Here is an 18,364-nt window from a genome sequence, read left to right on the forward strand (position 1 = left end):
GAAGATTACAGCGTATAGCGAATGACATTACAATCCACGTTTGCGGAACCAACTGCGGACAGCCCAGCGGCGCTCCTGGCGTTTTTTGTATTTGGGCAACGAACGATACACGTTCAAGGATTGCTCGTAAGCCTGTTTTGCATCAGCATTGCGCCCAAGGGAACGGTGAACCGAACCGAGCAGATAATAAGCTTCACTGGAAGAGGAATGAATCTCCTGAAACTGATGCACATAATCCAGCGCTTTGTCCTCATGCGTATCTTTGAAGGCTCCAGCAAGGGTTAGGTACGGGCGTCCGTACTTGACTCTGGGGTTGATCTCGAGGGCTTGCAAAATATGACGTTCGCCTTTTTCGATGTTGCCCAAATGAAGCTCAGTTGTCCCTAATGCCTCCCAGTACTCAGCTGATTGTTCGTATGGGCGCTCCAGTTCAAGCAATAAGGCATGTGCCTCGCTGTAACGCTTGCGCTCAATTAACAGGCGAGCCAGTTCCAGCTTGGAAGAAACTTCATTGGGACTCATCGCAAGCTGTTGCCGAAGCCGTGAGATGTTACGCATACGTTTGAGAGGTTTCGTGAAGCTTGGGAACACCCCAACGTAACGACGATCCAGGAAATACAGTATAACGAGTAAAATGAGGATGGCAATGAACGGATTACCTACAATCCGCCATAGAAGGCCAAAGATAAGAAATTTAATAAGCACAGGTTCAACTCCATTTATGATGTAATCGCGTTTCGTACACTTAAAATATATTTCGACTGATCCAGCGGGTTAACTCCTCTGCGTTTGCAAGTATGATTCACATCCGCAGGACAATCTTGGTATCCGGCAAACGAAGTCGTAAGCACTCCGCGGCCGCTTGTCTCGGAACGCAGTTTCACCGGATAATCCATTGAGGTGGCAAGAGGCATAACTCCTTCAATAATACAACGTCCGCTACCAATGACGGGGGCTTCGAAGGTTGCCCGCATATGTACCAGATCACTAAGGGCCTTACCGCCGTATTCCTCCGGGACCGTCAGCCGGAACTGAAGAAGGGGTTCCAGCAACGTGGTACCTGTTCTCGCCAATCCATCCATGATTCCCATAGGCGTGGCTACAACAAAATCCAGCGGATGTGTATGCCAGACATGATGTTCCCCTTCCACCAGCGTGATGCGCAGATCGGTTACTTCCCAACCGAGCATACCTTGAGACAAGGCTTCCGGAATTCGTCGTTCAACTTCATTCTGATAACGTAACAGCAGATCTTCTGTCCTTACGGTTGAGGCATAGATCAGACCGCTTCCGCGAGGCAAAGGTTCAATCTTGAAGCGAAGGATGGCCCAGCAGGGCTTAGGCATCGTATAAGCGATGTAACCTTCTCCGGCTGTACGTGGTGTCTCCTTATAGATGACGGATGGCGGATCAAACACGACATCCAATCCAAAACGACTCAGCAACAGGCTGGATAAAATCTCAAGCTGAATGGTTCCCATGACCTTGAGATGCAGTTCTCGTTCCTCCGGCAACCATTGCAGGTCGAGTAAGGGGTCTTCATCCGTCAATTCTTGCAATGCTGCGACAAGATCGGGGTAACGTGCCGGGTCCTTGCCATGTACTTGTACGGTCAGCAAAGGCACAGCCATCTGTGGCAGAGGAGGTACACCTTCAGGATTGCCGATAATGTCACCCACATGTGTGTCACTCAGTCCATACAGCGCAGCAATCTGCCCCGCGTGAACGGCACCGGTATCCGCCCATTTCCGTCCATCCATACGGCGAATCTGCGTCACTTTCTCTTCAAGCTCCCGCGTCGAATTATGGATGGTATCCCGATTGTGTAAGCTGCCACCATACATACGGACGTATGCCGTGCGGCCCATCGTACGGTCACGTTCAATTTTGAACACAACACCGGATACGGGAGAGTCCACTGGTTGTGCAGGTGGAGGCAGAAATGCAAGGACCGTGTCCAGCAATCCCGTGACGCCAATTCCTTTGCCGGAAGCCCCATAACACACAGGGAACATCTCACCCTGATGCACATACCGCAGGAATGCTTCATTCAGATCCCTTTGTGATAACGGAGTCTCCTGGATGTAGGCTTCCATGACCTTTTCGTCCAGCTCGGCAAGTATCTCGACCAGACCTGGAATGGAAGGTGTGCCATCTGACAGAGAATCTTGATTCGGGTTCCATAGCGAGTCGATGCCATGAAATGAATCTTCGTGGAACTGATACGTTTGGATTTCGCATGCGAAAGGGGACAGGGTGGAACGAATCTGCTCCATTACCGCTGGGGCAGACGCACCAATCCGATCCATTTTATTAATATAAATGATGGTTGGGATGCGAAGTGAACGAAGGGCATGCCAGATGGCTTCACTCTGGGACTGAATGCCTTCTACTGCCGACAGAATGAGAATAGCTCCATCCATTACCCGTAGCGTTCGCTCTACTTCGGAGCTAAAATCAATGTGACCAGGCGTATCAATGAGGTCAATGATGGTGTTCTTCCAGATCAGAGAGGTCATGGCTGCCTGAACGGATATGCCACGTTCTTTCTCAATGTCCAGGGAGTCTGTGGCTGTTGTTCCGTCATCTACACGTCCCGGACTGCGGACGACACCACTCTCAAATAACATATGCTCGGTGGTGGTTGTTTTCCCCGCATCCACATGGGCGAAGATACCAATATTCCTGCGATTCAATTCGTTTAACATGGAATGCTAAGCTCCTCTGACAACGGAATGCAATGTTTCCGACAAGTAATAATCCAGATTATCATACCACATCTTCCATATGGAAGAATATGTGGATATATATGATTAGGCCCAGGCACCTATGTTCCAGTCTGGTTCTATTTTAACGAGAACTGTTCATGGTTCTGCGGTATGCTGCGGGTGTTGTGCCGGTTAATTTTTTGAATTGACGGTAAAAGTGGGGCAGGCTGTCGAACCCGCAAGCATCGGCAACGGCTGCCATCGTCTCATCACCTTGCACCAGATGCTCTTTCGCCATAATGACCCTTCGTGCTAATGCGTAATCCGTTAGAGTCATTCCCGTGTATCGTTTGAAGGCACGACTGAAATGGGCAGGGGATACAGAGGCGTACTGCGCCAGTTCAGGGAGGGAAAGGCCATTCCGAAGGTTCTCGTCAATATGAGAGATCGTAGAAGAGAGCCATGAGGGACCCGGAGCGGATTTACCCGGATTCGCAGGTCCAGCAGCTTCCAGACGTTCCAGAAAAATGAGCAACAGTTGCAGCCTTAACAGGGCCGCATGTGCGCTTAGATGATGACCGAGCTGGAATTCGGTCTGAATATCATCAATGAGGGCGGCCACCTGTAATTGCTCCTCTGTGTTCAAATGCCTCTTATACACACGTTGTTTACGACAACGTTCAAACAGGCTTAGCAAGGAAGAAGCAGCGCCTCCGGCGGTCGATGCCAGTAAGCCCGGGCTGAAGAACAATGCGGAAGATGTGACAGGATTGCCTGCATCCGGCAAAGCTCGATGAACCGTGCTGCCCGGTATAATGAACAGATCTCCTTCCTGCATATTCTCAAGTCCCGTATCAATAAAGATGCTTCCCTGACCCCGATATACATAGATAATTTCATGCCAGTCGTGAAGGTGATCTGGCAATTCGTTCTGAGGGGATTTGGTATCGCTGTACACCAGGCGGAAGGGAATACCGGATTCTGCTTGAATAGTCGTACGAACAGGTGAACGTTCCATAAAGACTCCTTTCCAGACGATCGTCTTCAACGAGATGTTATACCTGGTCATGAGAGAGTATATTTACCGCAATATAAGCAATTTAATTTCCTTTTATTGATGATACAATGAATTTAAAGCGTTTACAATAAAAGGGTGCAGAGCCTTCGAGCTGCATTCCGACAGTACAAATAATCGATGAGGTGAGTGTCCATGTCGGCAAGCACGAAACGGCCAAGGTTGAAGCTGAATTTACTGGGGAGCGATGGTCAGCGCAAGTGCAAGGAGATTATGGAACGTCCCGTGAAGGTTTTGCAGATTGGAGAAGGTAATTTCTTGCGGGGATTTGCAGACTGGATGCTTCATGAGAGTGCCAGACAAGGCAAATTCCATGGAAGTGTAGCTGTTACCCAACCACGACCGGGAGGCAAAGCCAAGCTGGAGCAGATTCGTGATCAGGATGGATTATATACGATGATTACGCGAGGGCTGTCTCAAGGGAAGCCGGTTGAGCGGACAGAGTTGATCTCCATTTTCTCACAGTGTATTAATCCGTATGAGGAATGGGATGCCTTTCTGAACTTGGCAGAACTGCCTTCACTTGAGTTCGTTATTTCCAATACAACCGAATCAGGATTGAAATATACGTATGCGGACTATATCGAGGGTGAACCCGTCCAATCATTTCCGGGGAAATTAACGGTTTTCCTGCATCAGCGATATTTGAAATTTGATGGTGATCCATCCAGAGGTTTGATTCATCTGCCATGCGAGCTGCTTGAAGGCAATGGTGATGTGCTGCGCAGTTGTGTCCTCCGTCATAGTGAGGATTATGGGTATTCGGATGGCTTCCGTTCATGGATCGAGAACCATAATCACTTCCTGAACAATCTGGTAGATCGAATCGTAACAGGTGCGCCGACCCAGGAGGAAGCCGATTCCATGACGAATCGCTGGGGGTATGAGGACCAGTTGATTAATACGGCAGAGCCATATCATTTCTGGGCCATTCAGGGTGATGAATCATTGGACAAAAAACTTCCTCTCAAGCAGGCAGGTCTCAATGTACATTGGGTGAAAGATCTGAAGCCTTTTCAGGTACGCAAAGTTCGTATTTTGAATGGGGCGCATACCTTAATGTCATCACTAGGCATTCTGCAAGGCAAGCAGCATGTGAGAGAAACGATGGAAGATCCACATTTTGGCACATGGATCAGGGAAGCTGTGCATCAGGAGATCGTCCCTGCTCTGGATATGCCCGATCATCAGCTGGACCAGTATGCAGAAGAAGTGTTCGAACGGTTCCTTAACCCGTATATTGATCACAAATTGCAAGATATTGCTTTGAATACGATCGGAAAATTCAAGGTGCGTGTGCTGCCAACACTTTTGTCTTACGAGCAAAATCAGGGAAGTTGGCCAGAACGTTTAATTCAAGGGTTTGCTGGATTATTGTGTCTCTATCGTCCGGTAAATACGCCAGAAGGTTACAAGGCACAACGACTGAATGGAGAGGACATTCTGCTGCGGGATGACCCGGATGTCCTGGCTGCTTTGGCTGCACACTGGGACGGTTATGACACGCTTAACAGGGATCAGAACCAACTGGATAACCGGGTAGCGGCTGTGTTGTCAGATACCCTGATCTGGGGCGAAAATCTGGATGCAAGAGAAGGGCTGCGTGCAGCACTTGTTCGTGAAATCGGATTGTTGGAAGGTGAAGGGAAATGAACACAACAAGTACAATCAATGACTGGATTGCCATTCAACCACAGGATGATGTCATTATAGCGCTTCGGGATTATGCCAAAGGAGAATGCATTACCCTGCCAGACGGTGTTTCTTTTACCTTGCTGGATGACGTGCCCAAAGGGCATAAGATTGCTGTGCATACGCTGGCACCGGGTGATGATGTGATGAAGTATGGTTTCTCCATCGGGATTGCCCAAGAGCAGATTGAGCAGGGAAGCTGGATTCATAGTCACAACCTGAAGACGGGTCTGCACGGATTGCTTGAATATGAGTATCAACCGGGCGCGCAGGTTCAGACGGACATGCCTCCGGAACATCTGCGCTCATTCGATGGATATTTGCGCCCCAATGGTGAAGCAGGTATTCGTAATGAGATCTGGATTGTGAATACGGTTGGATGTATCAATAAAGTGTGTGAAGCTTTGGCACGTATGGGTCAGTCCCAGTTTGGAAGCCGGGTAGATGGTGTATTTCACTTTCCGCATCCATTCGGGTGTTCACAACTTGGCGATGATCTGAAGTATACACAACAGTTGCTGGCCTCCTTGGTGGAGCATCCGAATGCAGGAGGCGTGCTCGTCATCGGTCTGGGCTGTGAGAACAATCAGGTCGATGAATTCCGTGAGTGTATTGCTCCGGAATACCGAGGCAAAGTACGGTTTCTCAAAGCACAGGAAACGGATGACGAGCTTGAGGAAGGGCTTCGACTGATGGAAGAACTTGTTGAGATCGTTGAACATGAACAACGGCAGCCGCTTCCGCTCAGTAAACTCAAAATTGGTTTGAAGTGTGGCGGTTCCGATGGTTTATCCGGCATTACAGCTAATCCGCTGGTCGGTGCAGTTGCTGATATGTTGGTTGCTGCCGGGGGTACGGCTATTCTGACGGAAGTTCCGGAGATGTTTGGTGCGGAGACGATCTTAATGAACCGTGCTGCCAATGAGCAGGTATTTCACGATTTGGTGGACCTCGTGAACGGCTTCAAGCAATATTTTGTGAACCATGGCCAGAACATCTATGAGAATCCTTCACCTGGGAATAAGGCTGGTGGCATCACAACGCTGGAGGAAAAGTCACTTGGATGTACGCAAAAGGGAGGACGTTCTTCCGTAGTTGACGTTCTACGCTATGGCAAACGTGTAACTCAAACCGGTCTGAACATTGTAGAAGCACCGGGTAATGACCTGGTATCTGTAACGGCACTGTCTGCGGCGGGTGCACATATTGTGCTCTTCACAACAGGGCGGGGGACTCCATTCGGAGGTCCGGTACCTACCGTCAAGATTGCGACCCAATCCGATCTGGCTAATCGCAAAAAACACTGGATTGATTTCAACGCAGGCCAGTTGTTGGAGGGGCAGACGATGGATGAGGTCAAAGTACAGCTGTTCGGCCAGCTGATTGATATTGCTTCAGGACGGTCACATACACTCAGTGAGCAACATGGATTCCGGGAGATTGCCATATTCAAGGATGGCGTGATTCTATAAATTCATTCTGGCTGGATGTTGTTAATCGTCTAGGTTGCATTATAGGGTGAACCACAGCCAATTCCGGTTGAAATTTGCACTACAACCGGGATTGGCTTTATTTAGATTGCACGGATGCCAAGTGCTTTGAAGATGCTTGATAATGCGGCGGGTGAAGCATGTTGCTGTAGTTGCGCAGCCAACAGTTCACGTGCCTCTTCTACGCTGCCTTCGAATGGCTTAATGCCATGACGCTGTATCCAGTGATCTGCGGTCTCATATGCGGAGCTGTTCCATGCGACTTTGCCTTCGGCGAGTCCCTCTTTTTCTTTGGTTCCACTGATCACAATGGCTGCACAGCCCTGAAGGTCCAGAAGTCCACGGTCAAATGTTTTTTTGTCCTCTTTTGCCCCGAAACCAGCTTGTGCTCGCAAGGCACGTCCATCTATGCCTTCCTGTTCTGCAACTAACGCATGGAGTTTGAACGCTTCACGGGAGAGCAGACCCGCTTCATACTGTTCCTTGATGGTTTTGGAGTCGGCAAGCAGTCGGTGTACCCAAGGGAAGTACTCAGATGAGACAAGAAGCGCTTTCTTTTTGACAAACTTTCCATAAGCAGCAATGCCCTCTTCAGCCAGACGTGAACGCCATAACCAGGGATCGAGTTCATCATCCTTGTGCCAATGTTCTTTGGGGGTTAGCGATGACAGCGAAGGATAATCGGCAAATAGTGGTGCCAGAGGCAGCAGCCCTATAGACTGGATACGCTGTACTGCTTGTTCGTACGTTATAACGGCTTCATAAGTCATGATATCAGTAGGCTCCTTTTTGTGTTTAGTCAAGCTACGACTTGGTTGAAGCAAGGTATCTCCGGCTCACTTCCTCGGCATGCTGACGAATCTCACTGCGAAGTTGGAGAGGTTCAATCACTTCGGCTTCACGTCCTAATCGGTAAAAGAATCGTACGGCCCAGTCCCATTCCCCTGGTGGACAAAGGAATGATAATTCCCAGAGATCCGGGGCAATTTCAGTCATCTTTTCACCAATATGCTCGTCCTGTTCAGCTTCAATCATTCCCCGATAACTCAGTTGTACCTTAACCAGGGTTGGCGGCTGTTCTGGAGGGATCGGCTTACTCTGCTGTTGCTCTGCCTGTTCATTAAGCATCTGTGCATCCTGTGGTTCGATCGCTTTGACTTCGATAATTCGGTCAACCCGGAACAGACGTTGTTCAACATGTTCGAGGGAATATGCTTCACAGTACCAGAAGCCAGAGGAAGCATATACCCGTGTGGGACAGATATGCAACCAACGCTGACGTGATGCGGAGCGATACAGCACACTAAGCCACCCGTGTTCGGGTATACATGCCAGCAGTGCGTCCAGATGAGGAAGAATGTAATTGCGGTCTGGAATATGATGATGCAGTTGTTTGAGCATGGGATCAATTCGCGACATAATATCATCCGGAATGATAGCCTTAACTTTGTTCATCAGGGTCCAGCGTTTCTCATGAAAGGGTGTGTCGGCGTAGCGACTTAGACCTTCAAGAGCGAATAAGAGCGTCGCTGCTTCTACCGGGTCCAGCTGTAATGGGGGTAATACGTAACCCTCCATAAGACTGAAACCGCCTCCCGGACCGGAAATGGCAATAATGGGCACATTCATCTCGGAGAGGGATTGAATATCCCGAAGAATCGTGCGACGGGAAACCTCAAATTTCTCACCTAATGAGTGTGCCGTTTCGTGACCATGCTGTAATGCCATTACAATGGCAGCAAGCCGATTTGTTCTGTTCATGTCAGCCACTCCGTTTCGATCTGCGCCGCCGGAAAGTGATGTCGTAGTTATATTTCTATTGTAACAACGAATAAGTGACATCATGAGTGTCACCAATATTTCAACTGTTCATTATTTTATAATGGATCAGCATCAGGATTCACAAGCATGTTCCGGCAGGCTTTGTTAAAATGTGTTTCTCGTCCAATTCGCTTTGCATACTGATATTTCCTTCTATCAAAAAGACCACAGATCATGCCAAAAACCCGTATCCGGTGTAGACGGATACGGGAAGTAGCAGCTTTTGGCTTACAGAAGACGATAAAGGTCTGAAATCTATACCAATATCCTCGCTGAAGACAATAACAAGTATAAATGGAATGAATATGTGACACTTTGTATCGCGGGTATTTCTATCACATTATATTATTCCGAATGATTCCAATTAAGCGAAATCGCTTATTTCATTTCGAGCAATTGCACTCCACGGGCTTCAATCTCAACACTTCCCGAAAGCTCACGATTGGTGAGCAGATCATGTGCCTTAGTTGTTCCCAGATCATAGGATTGTGTGGTTGCGTTATGGTTCATGACAAACAGGTAGGGTCTGCCGTCTTTGGTTCGTGCGCTTACTTCAACACCTTCTGGTGTCTCAAGCAAGGATTCTACGTTCTTGGCTGCTGCAAGCTGTCCCAGCAAACCATCCAGGAAGCGCTCATCCGGGTCGGATGCAACGTACCAGGCTTCACCTTGACCAAAGGTATTACGTGTCACAACAGGCATGCCTTTATAAAAGTCGTCTCCATACTCCGCGATGACTTCGGCTCCTTCACTGTGCAGCAGGTCACACAGCATGCCGCAGCCATACTCTCCTTGAAGATCACCGTAGGTTTCTTTGAGGACAATGCGGTTCTTTTGCTCAGGCAGCAGGGCATCAATCTCTTCCACCCAGATTCCGAGCAGTTTACGGAGTTCTCCCGGATATCCACCTGTAGTCACGAGGTCGTTCTCGTTGACAATGCCGCTGAAGAAGGTCGTCAGGAATGTTCCACCTGCTTCAACAAACTTCTCCAATTTGGCGGTAAACCCTGGTTTAACCATGTAAAGAACAGGGGCAAGGACAATGTCGTATTTGCTCAAATCCGTATCCACACTGACGATATCTACCTGTATGTTACGACGGAAGAAGGTTGCGTAGTATTTATGGATCTGATCCACATAGTTCAGGGCAACCGTTGGTCCGCTTGATTTTTCGATGGCCCACCAGTTATCCCAGTCGAACACAATCGCTACTTTGGATTCAACAGATGCATCCAGCGTGGTATCTCCAAGGATCTGCAATTCCTTGCCCAGCTCAGCGACTTCGCGGAATACACGTGTATTCTCATGCCCAGCATGCTCAATAACTGCACCATGATACTTCTCACAGGCACCGATGGAGCGGCGAAGCTGGAAGAACATGATGGTATCAGCCCCGTGCGCAACAGATTGATAACTCCACAGACGCATGACACCTGGACGTTTCAGTGAGTTATATGGCTGCCAGTTCTGCTGACTTGGTGTTTGCTCCATCAACATGAACGGTTGACCATCCTTCAGTCCGCGCATAAGGTCATGAGCCATTGCCGTGAAGCTGACAGGAGTGGCGAGACCAGGATAACTGTCCCAGGAGACGATATCCAAATATTTTGCCCATTTGAAATAGTCTAATTGCTTGAAGAATCCCATCAGATTGGTAGTAACAACGGAGTCCGGAATATGTTTTTTGATTGCATTGTATTCCAATAGATAACAATCCAGCATGCTGTCGGAGTTGAAGCGAGAGTAGTCCAGCGAGATTCCCTGGAACGTTGAATTGTTGTTACCCCAATGTTCGCTCAGGTTACTTGGTAATACAATCTCGTCCCAATCGTAGAAGGTATGCCCCCAGAAATTCGTATTCCATGCTTTGTTGACCTGTTCCAGAGTCTGATAGCGTTCTTTCAGATACACGCGGAACGCTTTCTCACAGTTGTCACAGTAGCACTCACCGCCATATTCGTTGGAGATGTGCCATACGAGAACCGCGGGGTGATCCTTGTATCGTTCGGCCAGTTTATCCGCAATCTTCTCAGCGTATTTGCGATAGGTCGGGCTGTTGGGACAGGAATTATGGCGCCCACCGAATTTGCGTTTGCGTCCATCGGCATCTACACGAAGCACGTCTGGATATTTCTTTGCCATCCAGGCTGGATGGGCAGCAGTGCTTGTTGCAAGGCATATATAGACACCGTTTTCATGTAAACGATTAATCAGTTGGTCGAGTTCTTCAAAACGGTATGTAACTTCATCAGGCTGAATCAGTGCCCATGAAAATACGTTGATTGTGGCAATATCAATGCCTGCCAATTGGAACATCCGCAGGTCTTCAAGGTGGGTTTCGTGATCCCACTGTTCCGGGTTGTAATCGCCCCCGTAGAACATTTTGGGCAGTTTGTTACTAATCAATGTGTTCACCTCTTGTATAAGAATAATCCTATACTATATGATACATATGACTTTTAAAATATAATAAAAGTAATGACTCATATAAGAATACGGAAGTGTATTTCAGCGTATACCCAAGGAGGCATCCCATGTTTATCTCCCCCCGACATCAACGATATTTCATGACATCACGTGATCAGCCGTTGCCCCTTTATATTGAGAGCCTGGGTTATAACGGCAATCAGGAGAAGGTGTCCAGACCTGTCGGGTATCCCTGTTACCATTGGCTTCAGACAGTAAAGGGATCCGGAGAATTCAAGTTTGCCGGGTCCACGGTCGTACTGGGGGAAGCATCAGGTATTTTGCTTCCGCCGAATGAACCGCATGAATATGTGCGTGCCCAAGGAGAGTGGGAGACATTTTACATAACATTTGGTGGTTCCCAGTGTCCGGCAATCTTGGAGTCACTTAGTCTGGGTGAAGCAGCGTTGCATCAGTGGGAACAGAGCAGTCCGTTCAATGATTACGGCCAGGAAGTGCTGGATTCGATCAGAAGTGATCAGGATTTGTCGGGACTCGAGGCGTCAGCGGATATATATCGATTTCTGATTTTGCTCAAAAAACATGGCATGACCGGCAATCGCTCTTCGATCTCTCATGCCGTGGAGAGACTCGCTCCGCTCATTGCATTCATGGAACAGCATTATGCGAATCCCGAGATTGGTCTCGAACATATGGCTGACGTCACGGGGATCTCATCCAGACATCTGAACACCTTGTTCAAGCAGTCCTTTGGCATGACAGCCTACAGTTATTTCATTTTGCTGCGCATTCGCAAAGCCAAGGAAATCATGACCGGGGATACCGCCCTGACGATTAGGGAGACTGCAGTTAGGGTAGGGTTTCGAGATGCAAGCCATTTTGTAGCAACTTTTCGCAGGATTGAGGGGGTAACTCCTGAACAGTTCCGTAATTTGTACTAACATGTACCCAAATGATCAAAAAGTGATGCCAGGAAGGTATTGATGCGTTAGGGTCATTACCGTTATGATGGTATCGATTCCTGAGATTCGAAAACGTTTAAACGGACCCATGTATCCGTTCTACTTGGAGAGGATGATTGAAGATGACAACAACTATACCCTTATGGGATCATGCTGCACCTTTTGCAGCCCAGGGCAATGAAGACGAAATGCCACATTTGATTCCATTTATTCAGCCCGGTTCCGAGAGCGCTGTCATTGTATGTCCAGGGGGCGGCTATGGATTTTTGGCTGATCATGAAGGTGCTCCAATAGCCGAATTGTTGAACCGTGCAGGTATAAGTGCATTTGTCCTGAATTATCGGGTGGCGCCTCACCAGCATCCTGCACCTATAACAGATGGTCAGCGTGCCATACGTTATGTTCGTGCTCATGCTGAGCAGTACGGCATTAACCCTGCCAAGATTGCAGTACTTGGTTTCTCCGCAGGCGGACATCTCACAGCAACACTGGGAACGCTGTATGACGAGGGACAACCGGATCATGAGGACCTCATTGAACGCCAGAGTTCACGCCCGGACCGAGTTATTCTCTGTTATCCGGTCATTACGATGGAGTCCTATGGACATGCTGGTTCCCGTGAGAATTTGCTTGGTTCTGACGCGTCTGCCGAGCAGATCAAGGCTTTCAGTGCGGAGCAACAGGTAAGAGCGGATGCTCCTGAAGCGTTCATCTGGCATACCAGCGATGACCAGGCAGTGCCTGTAGAGAATAGCTTGCGTTACGCACTTGCATTGGGTGCGCATGGCATTCCCTATGATTTGCACGTTTTTGAGAAAGGGTCACATGGACTTGGATTGGCTGAGGACAACCACGCGGTTCGGGTATGGTCAGATCTGTGTCTCACATGGCTCAAGAATCAAGGCTGGTAATCACTGATTGGATAACAACTTAACGGTCTGATTAATCAATTATTCTTATATTAGCGCCTTGGAGCGAAGGAGAAAATAACGATGAAATTGCAAAAAAATGACAAGCTTCTGTTTATCGGTGATTCGATTACAGATTGTGGTCGGGAACATCCTGTAGGCGAAGGTAGCTCCGGTCTGGGACATGGTTACGTAGCGCAAGTCTATGCCCTCTTGCGGTCCATCTATCCGGAATTGATGTTGCGTGTCCAGAATGTGGGTAATGGTGGAAATACGATTCGTGATCTGAAACAGCGCTGGGATCGTGATGTGCTGGACCTTAAACCGGATTGGCTGACGATCATGATTGGCATTAATGATGTATGGCGTCAGTTCGACAACCCATTGTCAACAGACTCACATGTGTTTCTTGAAGAATACGAATCCACATTGCGTGAACTGGTGGCTTCGGTTCGTCCCAACCTGAAAGGTCTGGTGCTAATGACGCCTTATTATCTTGAGGCCAACCCGGAAGACCCGATGCGGGCAACGATGGATATCTACGGAGAAGCGGTACGCAGGGTAGCGAGTGAGTATGATGCGGTGTATGTGGATACACAGGCTGCATTTGCTCCATTTTGGGATCATTTCTATACGTCTGTGCTGACTTATGACCGGGTACATCCGGATGCAACGGGCCATATGGTATTGTCCAAAGCATTCTTGGATGCCATCGGATTCGAATGGTCAGGCGGCGTCAAATCTGAATAAGGACGTGAGGGCATGAGCGACGTAACTGTAGCAGTACAAACCCCGGCATTACTGGGGGAAGGTCCAAGCTGGGATGCGGAGAACAATCGATTATTGTGGGTAGATATTGAAAGCTTCAAGGTGCATGTGTATGATCCGGCTACAGGGCAGGATCAGGCTTATGATGTCGGTGAACATGTCGGGGCTGTTGTTCCCTATCGTGGTGACGAAGTTGTGGTTGCTTTACGCAGTGGATTCCATACGTATCACTTGCTTACGGGTGAGCTGCAGGCTATTGAAGACCCTGAACAAGATAAGGATACCAATCGTTTTAATGATGGAAAATGTGATGCGAAGGGCCGCTTCTGGGCAGGCACGATGAGCATGAATAATGAGAGCAAAGCCGGATCATTGTATTGTTTGGAGCAAGGGCAACCCGTTCGCACAATGGTACAAGGTGTGTCTACATCCAACGGTCTGGGCTGGAGTCCGGATCGGCAGACCATGTATTACATTGATACCCCGACACGTTCTATTGACCGGTTTGATTTTGATCTGACGGCAGGTACGATACAAAATCGGACAAGTATCATTCACATACCGGAGGAATTCGGTTTTCCGGATGGGATGACGGTTGATGGTGAGGGCATGCTGTGGGTTGCGCACTGGGGCGGAGGAAGAGTCACTCGTTGGAACCCGCATACATCAGAGCTGTTGCAACAGATCGAGGTGCCGGCAGATCAGGTAACATCCTGCTGTTTTGGTGGACCGGATCTCGAAGAGTTATACATTACAACAGCACGTATAGGGATTAAGGAAGAACGTTTGAAAGAGACACCGGATACGGGCTCACTTTTTGTCATCAGACCGGGCGTTAAAGGGCAGGAGACTCACGCTTATGGTAGCCAGCAATAAACATGTGCCAATTATGTAGTGAACCTTAGTGAACCTCTGCCTGGGTTGCCAGGTAAGAAACGATTCCATTTTTTACTTATATATAATGTCGAAAGGTGCTGTTCTAACAGCATCTTTTTTTGTTGTATAAACCAGTTTAAACACTGAAAATATTTTACAAAAATCGGAATTTCGACAGAGGGGTTTGGAGATTGCCAGCGAATGTTATTTATTGAAAGTATTATCCAGATAACCGCGAATCAAGAACAATTATGTAAGCGCTTAACAACATGACTGGAAGGGGGTGAGGCTTCTTGTATCAAGGGATGCATTGATTCGTCTGGCACGCCATCATCAGCACGATGAGACAGCGGGGATAGACCGAAATGCAGTAACGAAGTAGAAGAGGAGGATAAGTTGATATGAGAACGTTTATGGGGAAATTGCGAATGATGAGCCTGACGGTTGCTGTAGTAACCGCCTCGCTGGGAGGACTTGCTGGAACAACAGCGGCGGCACCAAGTGAAGCCTATGAGTGGAAAAATGTGGTGACGGGTGCAGGAGGCGGGTTTGTACCGGGCATTATTTTCAACGAGTCGGAAAAGGATCTGATCTATGCCCGTACAGATATCGGGGGAGCCTATCGCTGGAATGCGGCAGACGAGAGGTGGATACCCTTAACGGATTTTGTCGGCTGGGATGACTGGAACAAGAATGGTGTGGACGCACTGGCTACGGACCCGGTTGATCCCGATCGGGTGTATATGGCAGTTGGGACGTATACGAATTCGTGGGACCAAAATAATGGCTCCATCTTGCGCTCTACGGACCGGGGAGATACATGGCAAACCACAACACTTCCGTTCAAAGTGGGCGGCAACATGCCGGGACGTTCAATGGGAGAACGCCTGACCGTGGACCCAAATGATAACAGTATTCTGTATTTCGGTGCACGAAGTGGTCTTGGGTTATGGAAAAGTACCGATTACGGTGTGACCTGGAACGAAGTCACAAGCTTCCCGAATCCGGGAAATTATGTGCAAGACCCTTCGAATGAATATACCAGTGACATCGTAGGTCTGGCATGGATTACATTTGACAAAACAACAGGTTCAGCAGGGCAAGCAACCCAGACAATCTATGTGGGTGTTGCGGATAAAGATCAAAGCGTATATCGCAGCACAAATGGCGGCCTGACCTGGTCAGCTGTTGCTGGTCAACCTACAGGTTATATCCCACATCATGGTGTGTTTGATTCAGACGGAAGCCTCTATATTACGTACAGCGATGGTGTTGGACCCTATGATGGGGCAAAAGGTGACGTGTGGAAACTGAATACGTCGACAGGTGTCTGGACCAACATCAGCCCTGTTCCAAGCAGCAGCACGGATAATTATTTTGGATATGGCGGATTGGCTGTTGATGCACAGAATCCCGGTACATTGATGGTTGCGACATTAAATTCCTGGTGGCCGGATGCCACCTTGTTCCGCAGTACAGATGGCGGAGCGACGTGGACACGCATATGGGAATTTGAAGGATATCCGAACCGGAAGTTACGTTATACACAGGATATTTCGGCAGCGCCATGGCTCACATTTGGGACCAATCCTGCCCCACCGGAAACAACCCCAAAACTGGGCTGGATGATCGGTGATCTGGAGATTGATCCGTTTGATTCGGATCGCATGATGTATGGAACAGGTGCTACGATCTATGGAACGAAGAACCTGACAGACTGGGATGATGATGAAAAAATCAATATTTCAGTGATGGCGAAGGGGGTTGAGGAGATTGCCGTGCTGGATCTGGTCAGCCCGCCAAGTGGTGCACATTTGATAAGCGGATTGGGAGATGTCTCCGGATTCCGTCATAACAATCTGGACCAGGCTCCAGCTACCATATTTACGAGCCCGAACTATCCTTCCACAGAAAGTCTGGATTTTGCAGAGTTAAGTCCAAATACGATGGTTCGCGTAGGTAAAGCAGATTATGCTGCTGATCCAAATGCAAAATCCATGGGTTTGTCCAGTGACGGAGGTACTACGTGGTATAAGGCTAATGCAGAACCTGCCGGCACAACCGGAGGGGGGACCGTAGCCATCTCTGCGAATGGTAACCGACTCGTATGGAGCACATCAGATAAAGGCGTACATTATTCGACTGGCGGCAATTCATGGACGGCAAGCACGGGCATACCTGCACAGGCAAAAGTGATTTCGGATCGTGTCAATCCAAACAAATTTTATGGATTTGCAGCGGGTAAAATCTATGTGAGTGTGAATGGTGGTGCTACTTTCACGGCAACATCTGCGACCGGACTTCCGATGGAAGGAAATGCCGATCTGGATGCCGTTCCAGGTGTTGAAGGTGAAATCTGGTTTGCAGGTGGTAGTGAGGAAGAAGGTCCTTATGGATTATGGCATTCCACGGATTCAGGCGCGACATTCACGAAGCTTGCCAATGTAGAGGAAGCAGACAGTATCGGATTTGGTAAAGCGGCCCCTGGGCAGAGTGTTGTTGCGTTATACACGGTTGCACAGATCGATGGAACACGTGGATTCTTCCGCTCCGATGACGGTGGTGCCAATTGGGTTCGTATCAATGATGATCAGCATCAGTATGCTCGTGTAACTACAATTACGGGTGATCCGCGTTTGTATGGAAGAGTATATCTCGGAACAAATGGCCGCGGAATTTTGTATGCTGACCGTGTTGGAGGTAACAATGGCGGAGGTACTCCAGTGACCAACTCTGCGATTACACCGGTTACAGCCGAATTTGATCGCAAAGCAGGCAATCAGATTAATATTCCAGTCACGTTAACACTTAACGGCAATACACTTGCATCCATTCGCAACGGGAATGCAACGCTGGTTTCAGGTACAGATTACACGTTGACAGGCAATGAGGTCGTATTAAGTAAAAACTACTTGGCTTCACTTCCCAATGGCGCAGTGACGCTAACCTTTCAATTCAGCGCAGGTGCTCCTGCGACCTTGAATCTGCTCATTAAAGACACGACAGCTGCACCTGTTGGAACCATACGCATTGAGATGTTTAACAGTAACACTTCAGCGACGGGCAGCTCGATTAGTCCCAAATTCAAACTGACAAACACAGGTACTACAGCCTTGAATCTGTCTGATGTGAAGATCAGATACTATTACACGATAAACGGCGAACAGCCTCAGAACTTCTTCGCTGACTGGGCGACTGCTGGCAGTGCGAATGTAACAGGCACGTTCAGTGCACTCAATCCGGTTCGGACAGGTGCTGACCACGTGCTTGAGATTGGATTCATAGCTTCCGCTGGAACTCTGAATGCAGGACAAAGCACAGAAATCCATACGCGCATCTCCAAGAACAATTGGACCAACTATACGCAAACGGATGATTATTCTTTTGCAGGTAGTCAGACTTCCTATACGGACTGGTCCAAAGTCACTGGTTATATCGCGGGAAGTCTCCAATGGGGAATTGAACCATAAGTGAGTGATTTAACGAAATGAAGGATTGAAATAGGGGGCCTGATTCGCCAGATGATCAAATGGCGAGTCGGGGCTTCTTATTTTGTCGAAATATAGTGTAAACTATAGATAGTTACCATTGCTTAAAGGATCGTTTTAGGATATAAAAAGAAGTACAATTAATTTAG

At 48.4% G+C, this 18,364-nt stretch carries 13 protein-coding genes; 7 read left to right on the plus strand and 6 right to left on the minus strand.

Annotated elements, in window-relative coordinates:
* Window positions 1-27 precede the first annotated feature (27 nt).
* From EL84_RS16980 to EL84_RS16990, 3 genes are all read right to left on the minus strand, one after another.
* Window positions 28-705 (minus strand): tetratricopeptide repeat protein, encoded by a 678-nt coding sequence (locus tag EL84_RS16980; RefSeq protein WP_026081149.1) that lies wholly within the window; start codon window positions 703-705, stop codon window positions 28-30.
* A gap of 14 nt (window positions 706-719) precedes the next feature.
* Window positions 720-2,708: an elongation factor G gene (locus EL84_RS16985; RefSeq protein ID WP_036609508.1), complete on the minus strand. Its 1,989-nt coding sequence runs from the start codon at window positions 2,706-2,708 to the stop codon at window positions 720-722.
* Window positions 2,709-2,850: 142 nt separating this feature from the next.
* The gene (locus EL84_RS16990) at window positions 2,851-3,726 is read right to left on the minus strand and encodes an AraC family transcriptional regulator (protein ID WP_036609506.1); all 876 of its coding nucleotides are present in this window, start codon (window positions 3,724-3,726) and stop codon (window positions 2,851-2,853) included.
* Between the two features lie 192 nt (window positions 3,727-3,918).
* On the opposite strand from EL84_RS16990, the gene EL84_RS16995 reads away from it, so the two are divergent.
* Together EL84_RS16995 and EL84_RS17000 are read left to right on the plus strand one after the other, a co-directional pair.
* A complete protein-coding gene (locus EL84_RS16995; protein ID WP_047842439.1) occupies window positions 3,919-5,436 on the plus strand; it encodes a tagaturonate reductase in 1,518 nt (505 codons plus the stop codon).
* On the plus strand, window positions 5,433-6,947 hold the full coding sequence (locus EL84_RS17000) for a UxaA family hydrolase (RefSeq protein WP_200904533.1): 1,515 nt from the start codon (window positions 5,433-5,435) through the stop codon (window positions 6,945-6,947). Before EL84_RS16995 ends, EL84_RS17000 begins: the two co-directional genes overlap by 4 nt.
* Window positions 6,948-7,048: 101 nt before the next feature.
* On the opposite strand, the gene EL84_RS17005 is transcribed toward EL84_RS17000, so the two are convergent.
* From EL84_RS17005 to EL84_RS17015, 3 genes are all read right to left on the minus strand, one after another.
* The gene (locus EL84_RS17005; protein ID WP_047842440.1) at window positions 7,049-7,735 is read right to left on the minus strand and encodes a hypothetical protein; all 687 of its coding nucleotides are present in this window, start codon (window positions 7,733-7,735) and stop codon (window positions 7,049-7,051) included.
* 34 nt (window positions 7,736-7,769) lie between these two features.
* Entirely contained in the window at window positions 7,770-8,726 is a 957-nt protein-coding gene (locus EL84_RS17010; protein ID WP_047842441.1) for a helix-turn-helix transcriptional regulator, read from the minus strand.
* Window positions 8,727-9,164: 438 nt separating this feature from the next.
* The gene (locus EL84_RS17015; protein WP_047842442.1) at window positions 9,165-11,192 is read right to left on the minus strand and encodes a beta-galactosidase; all 2,028 of its coding nucleotides are present in this window, start codon (window positions 11,190-11,192) and stop codon (window positions 9,165-9,167) included.
* Between the two features lie 128 nt (window positions 11,193-11,320).
* Here EL84_RS17015 and EL84_RS17020 point away from each other — a divergent pair, with 128 nt between their 5' ends.
* From EL84_RS17020 to EL84_RS17040, 5 genes are all read left to right on the plus strand, one after another.
* The gene (locus tag EL84_RS17020; protein WP_047842443.1) at window positions 11,321-12,154 is read left to right on the plus strand and encodes an AraC family transcriptional regulator; all 834 of its coding nucleotides are present in this window, start codon (window positions 11,321-11,323) and stop codon (window positions 12,152-12,154) included.
* 143 nt (window positions 12,155-12,297) lie between these two features.
* Window positions 12,298-13,086, plus strand: a complete 789-nt coding sequence (locus EL84_RS17025) for an alpha/beta hydrolase (protein WP_047842444.1) — start codon at window positions 12,298-12,300, stop codon at window positions 13,084-13,086.
* Window positions 13,087-13,167: 81 nt separating this feature from the next.
* Window positions 13,168-13,833 (plus strand): SGNH/GDSL hydrolase family protein, encoded by a 666-nt coding sequence (locus EL84_RS17030; RefSeq protein ID WP_047842445.1) that lies wholly within the window; start codon window positions 13,168-13,170, stop codon window positions 13,831-13,833.
* Window positions 13,834-13,845: 12 nt separating this feature from the next.
* On the plus strand, window positions 13,846-14,727 hold the full coding sequence (locus EL84_RS17035; protein ID WP_047842446.1) for an SMP-30/gluconolactonase/LRE family protein: 882 nt from the start codon (window positions 13,846-13,848) through the stop codon (window positions 14,725-14,727).
* A 401-nt stretch (window positions 14,728-15,128) separates the two neighbouring features.
* Window positions 15,129-18,197: a X2-like carbohydrate binding domain-containing protein gene (locus EL84_RS17040; RefSeq protein WP_047842447.1), complete on the plus strand. Its 3,069-nt coding sequence runs from the start codon at window positions 15,129-15,131 to the stop codon at window positions 18,195-18,197.
* Window positions 18,198-18,364: the final 167 nt, after the last annotated feature.

Source organism: Paenibacillus sp. VT-400, assembly GCF_001029205.1.
Lineage (GTDB): Bacteria > Bacillota > Bacilli > Paenibacillales > Paenibacillaceae > Paenibacillus > Paenibacillus amylolyticus.

Bases quoted from the DNA above. Each gene is read 5' to 3' on its own strand.
- EL84_RS16985 (WP_036609508.1), bottom strand. From the start codon at position 2,708: ATGTTAAACGAATTGAATCGCAGGAATATTGGTATCTTCGCCCATGTG.
- EL84_RS16990 (WP_036609506.1), bottom strand. From the start codon at position 3,726: ATGGAACGTTCACCTGTTCGTACGACTATTCAAGCAGAATCCGGTATT.
- EL84_RS16995 (WP_047842439.1), top strand. From the start codon at position 3,919: ATGTCGGCAAGCACGAAACGGCCAAGGTTGAAGCTGAATTTACTGGGG.
- EL84_RS17000 (WP_200904533.1), top strand. From the start codon at position 5,433: ATGAACACAACAAGTACAATCAATGACTGGATTGCCATTCAACCACAG.
- EL84_RS17005 (WP_047842440.1), bottom strand. From the start codon at position 7,735: ATGACTTATGAAGCCGTTATAACGTACGAACAAGCAGTACAGCGTATC.
- EL84_RS17010 (WP_047842441.1), bottom strand. From the start codon at position 8,726: ATGAACAGAACAAATCGGCTTGCTGCCATTGTAATGGCATTACAGCAT.
- EL84_RS17020 (WP_047842443.1), top strand. From the start codon at position 11,321: ATGTTTATCTCCCCCCGACATCAACGATATTTCATGACATCACGTGAT.
- EL84_RS17025 (WP_047842444.1), top strand. From the start codon at position 12,298: ATGACAACAACTATACCCTTATGGGATCATGCTGCACCTTTTGCAGCC.
- EL84_RS17030 (WP_047842445.1), top strand. From the start codon at position 13,168: ATGAAATTGCAAAAAAATGACAAGCTTCTGTTTATCGGTGATTCGATT.
- EL84_RS17035 (WP_047842446.1), top strand. From the start codon at position 13,846: ATGAGCGACGTAACTGTAGCAGTACAAACCCCGGCATTACTGGGGGAA.
- EL84_RS17040 (WP_047842447.1), top strand. From the start codon at position 15,129: ATGAGAACGTTTATGGGGAAATTGCGAATGATGAGCCTGACGGTTGCT.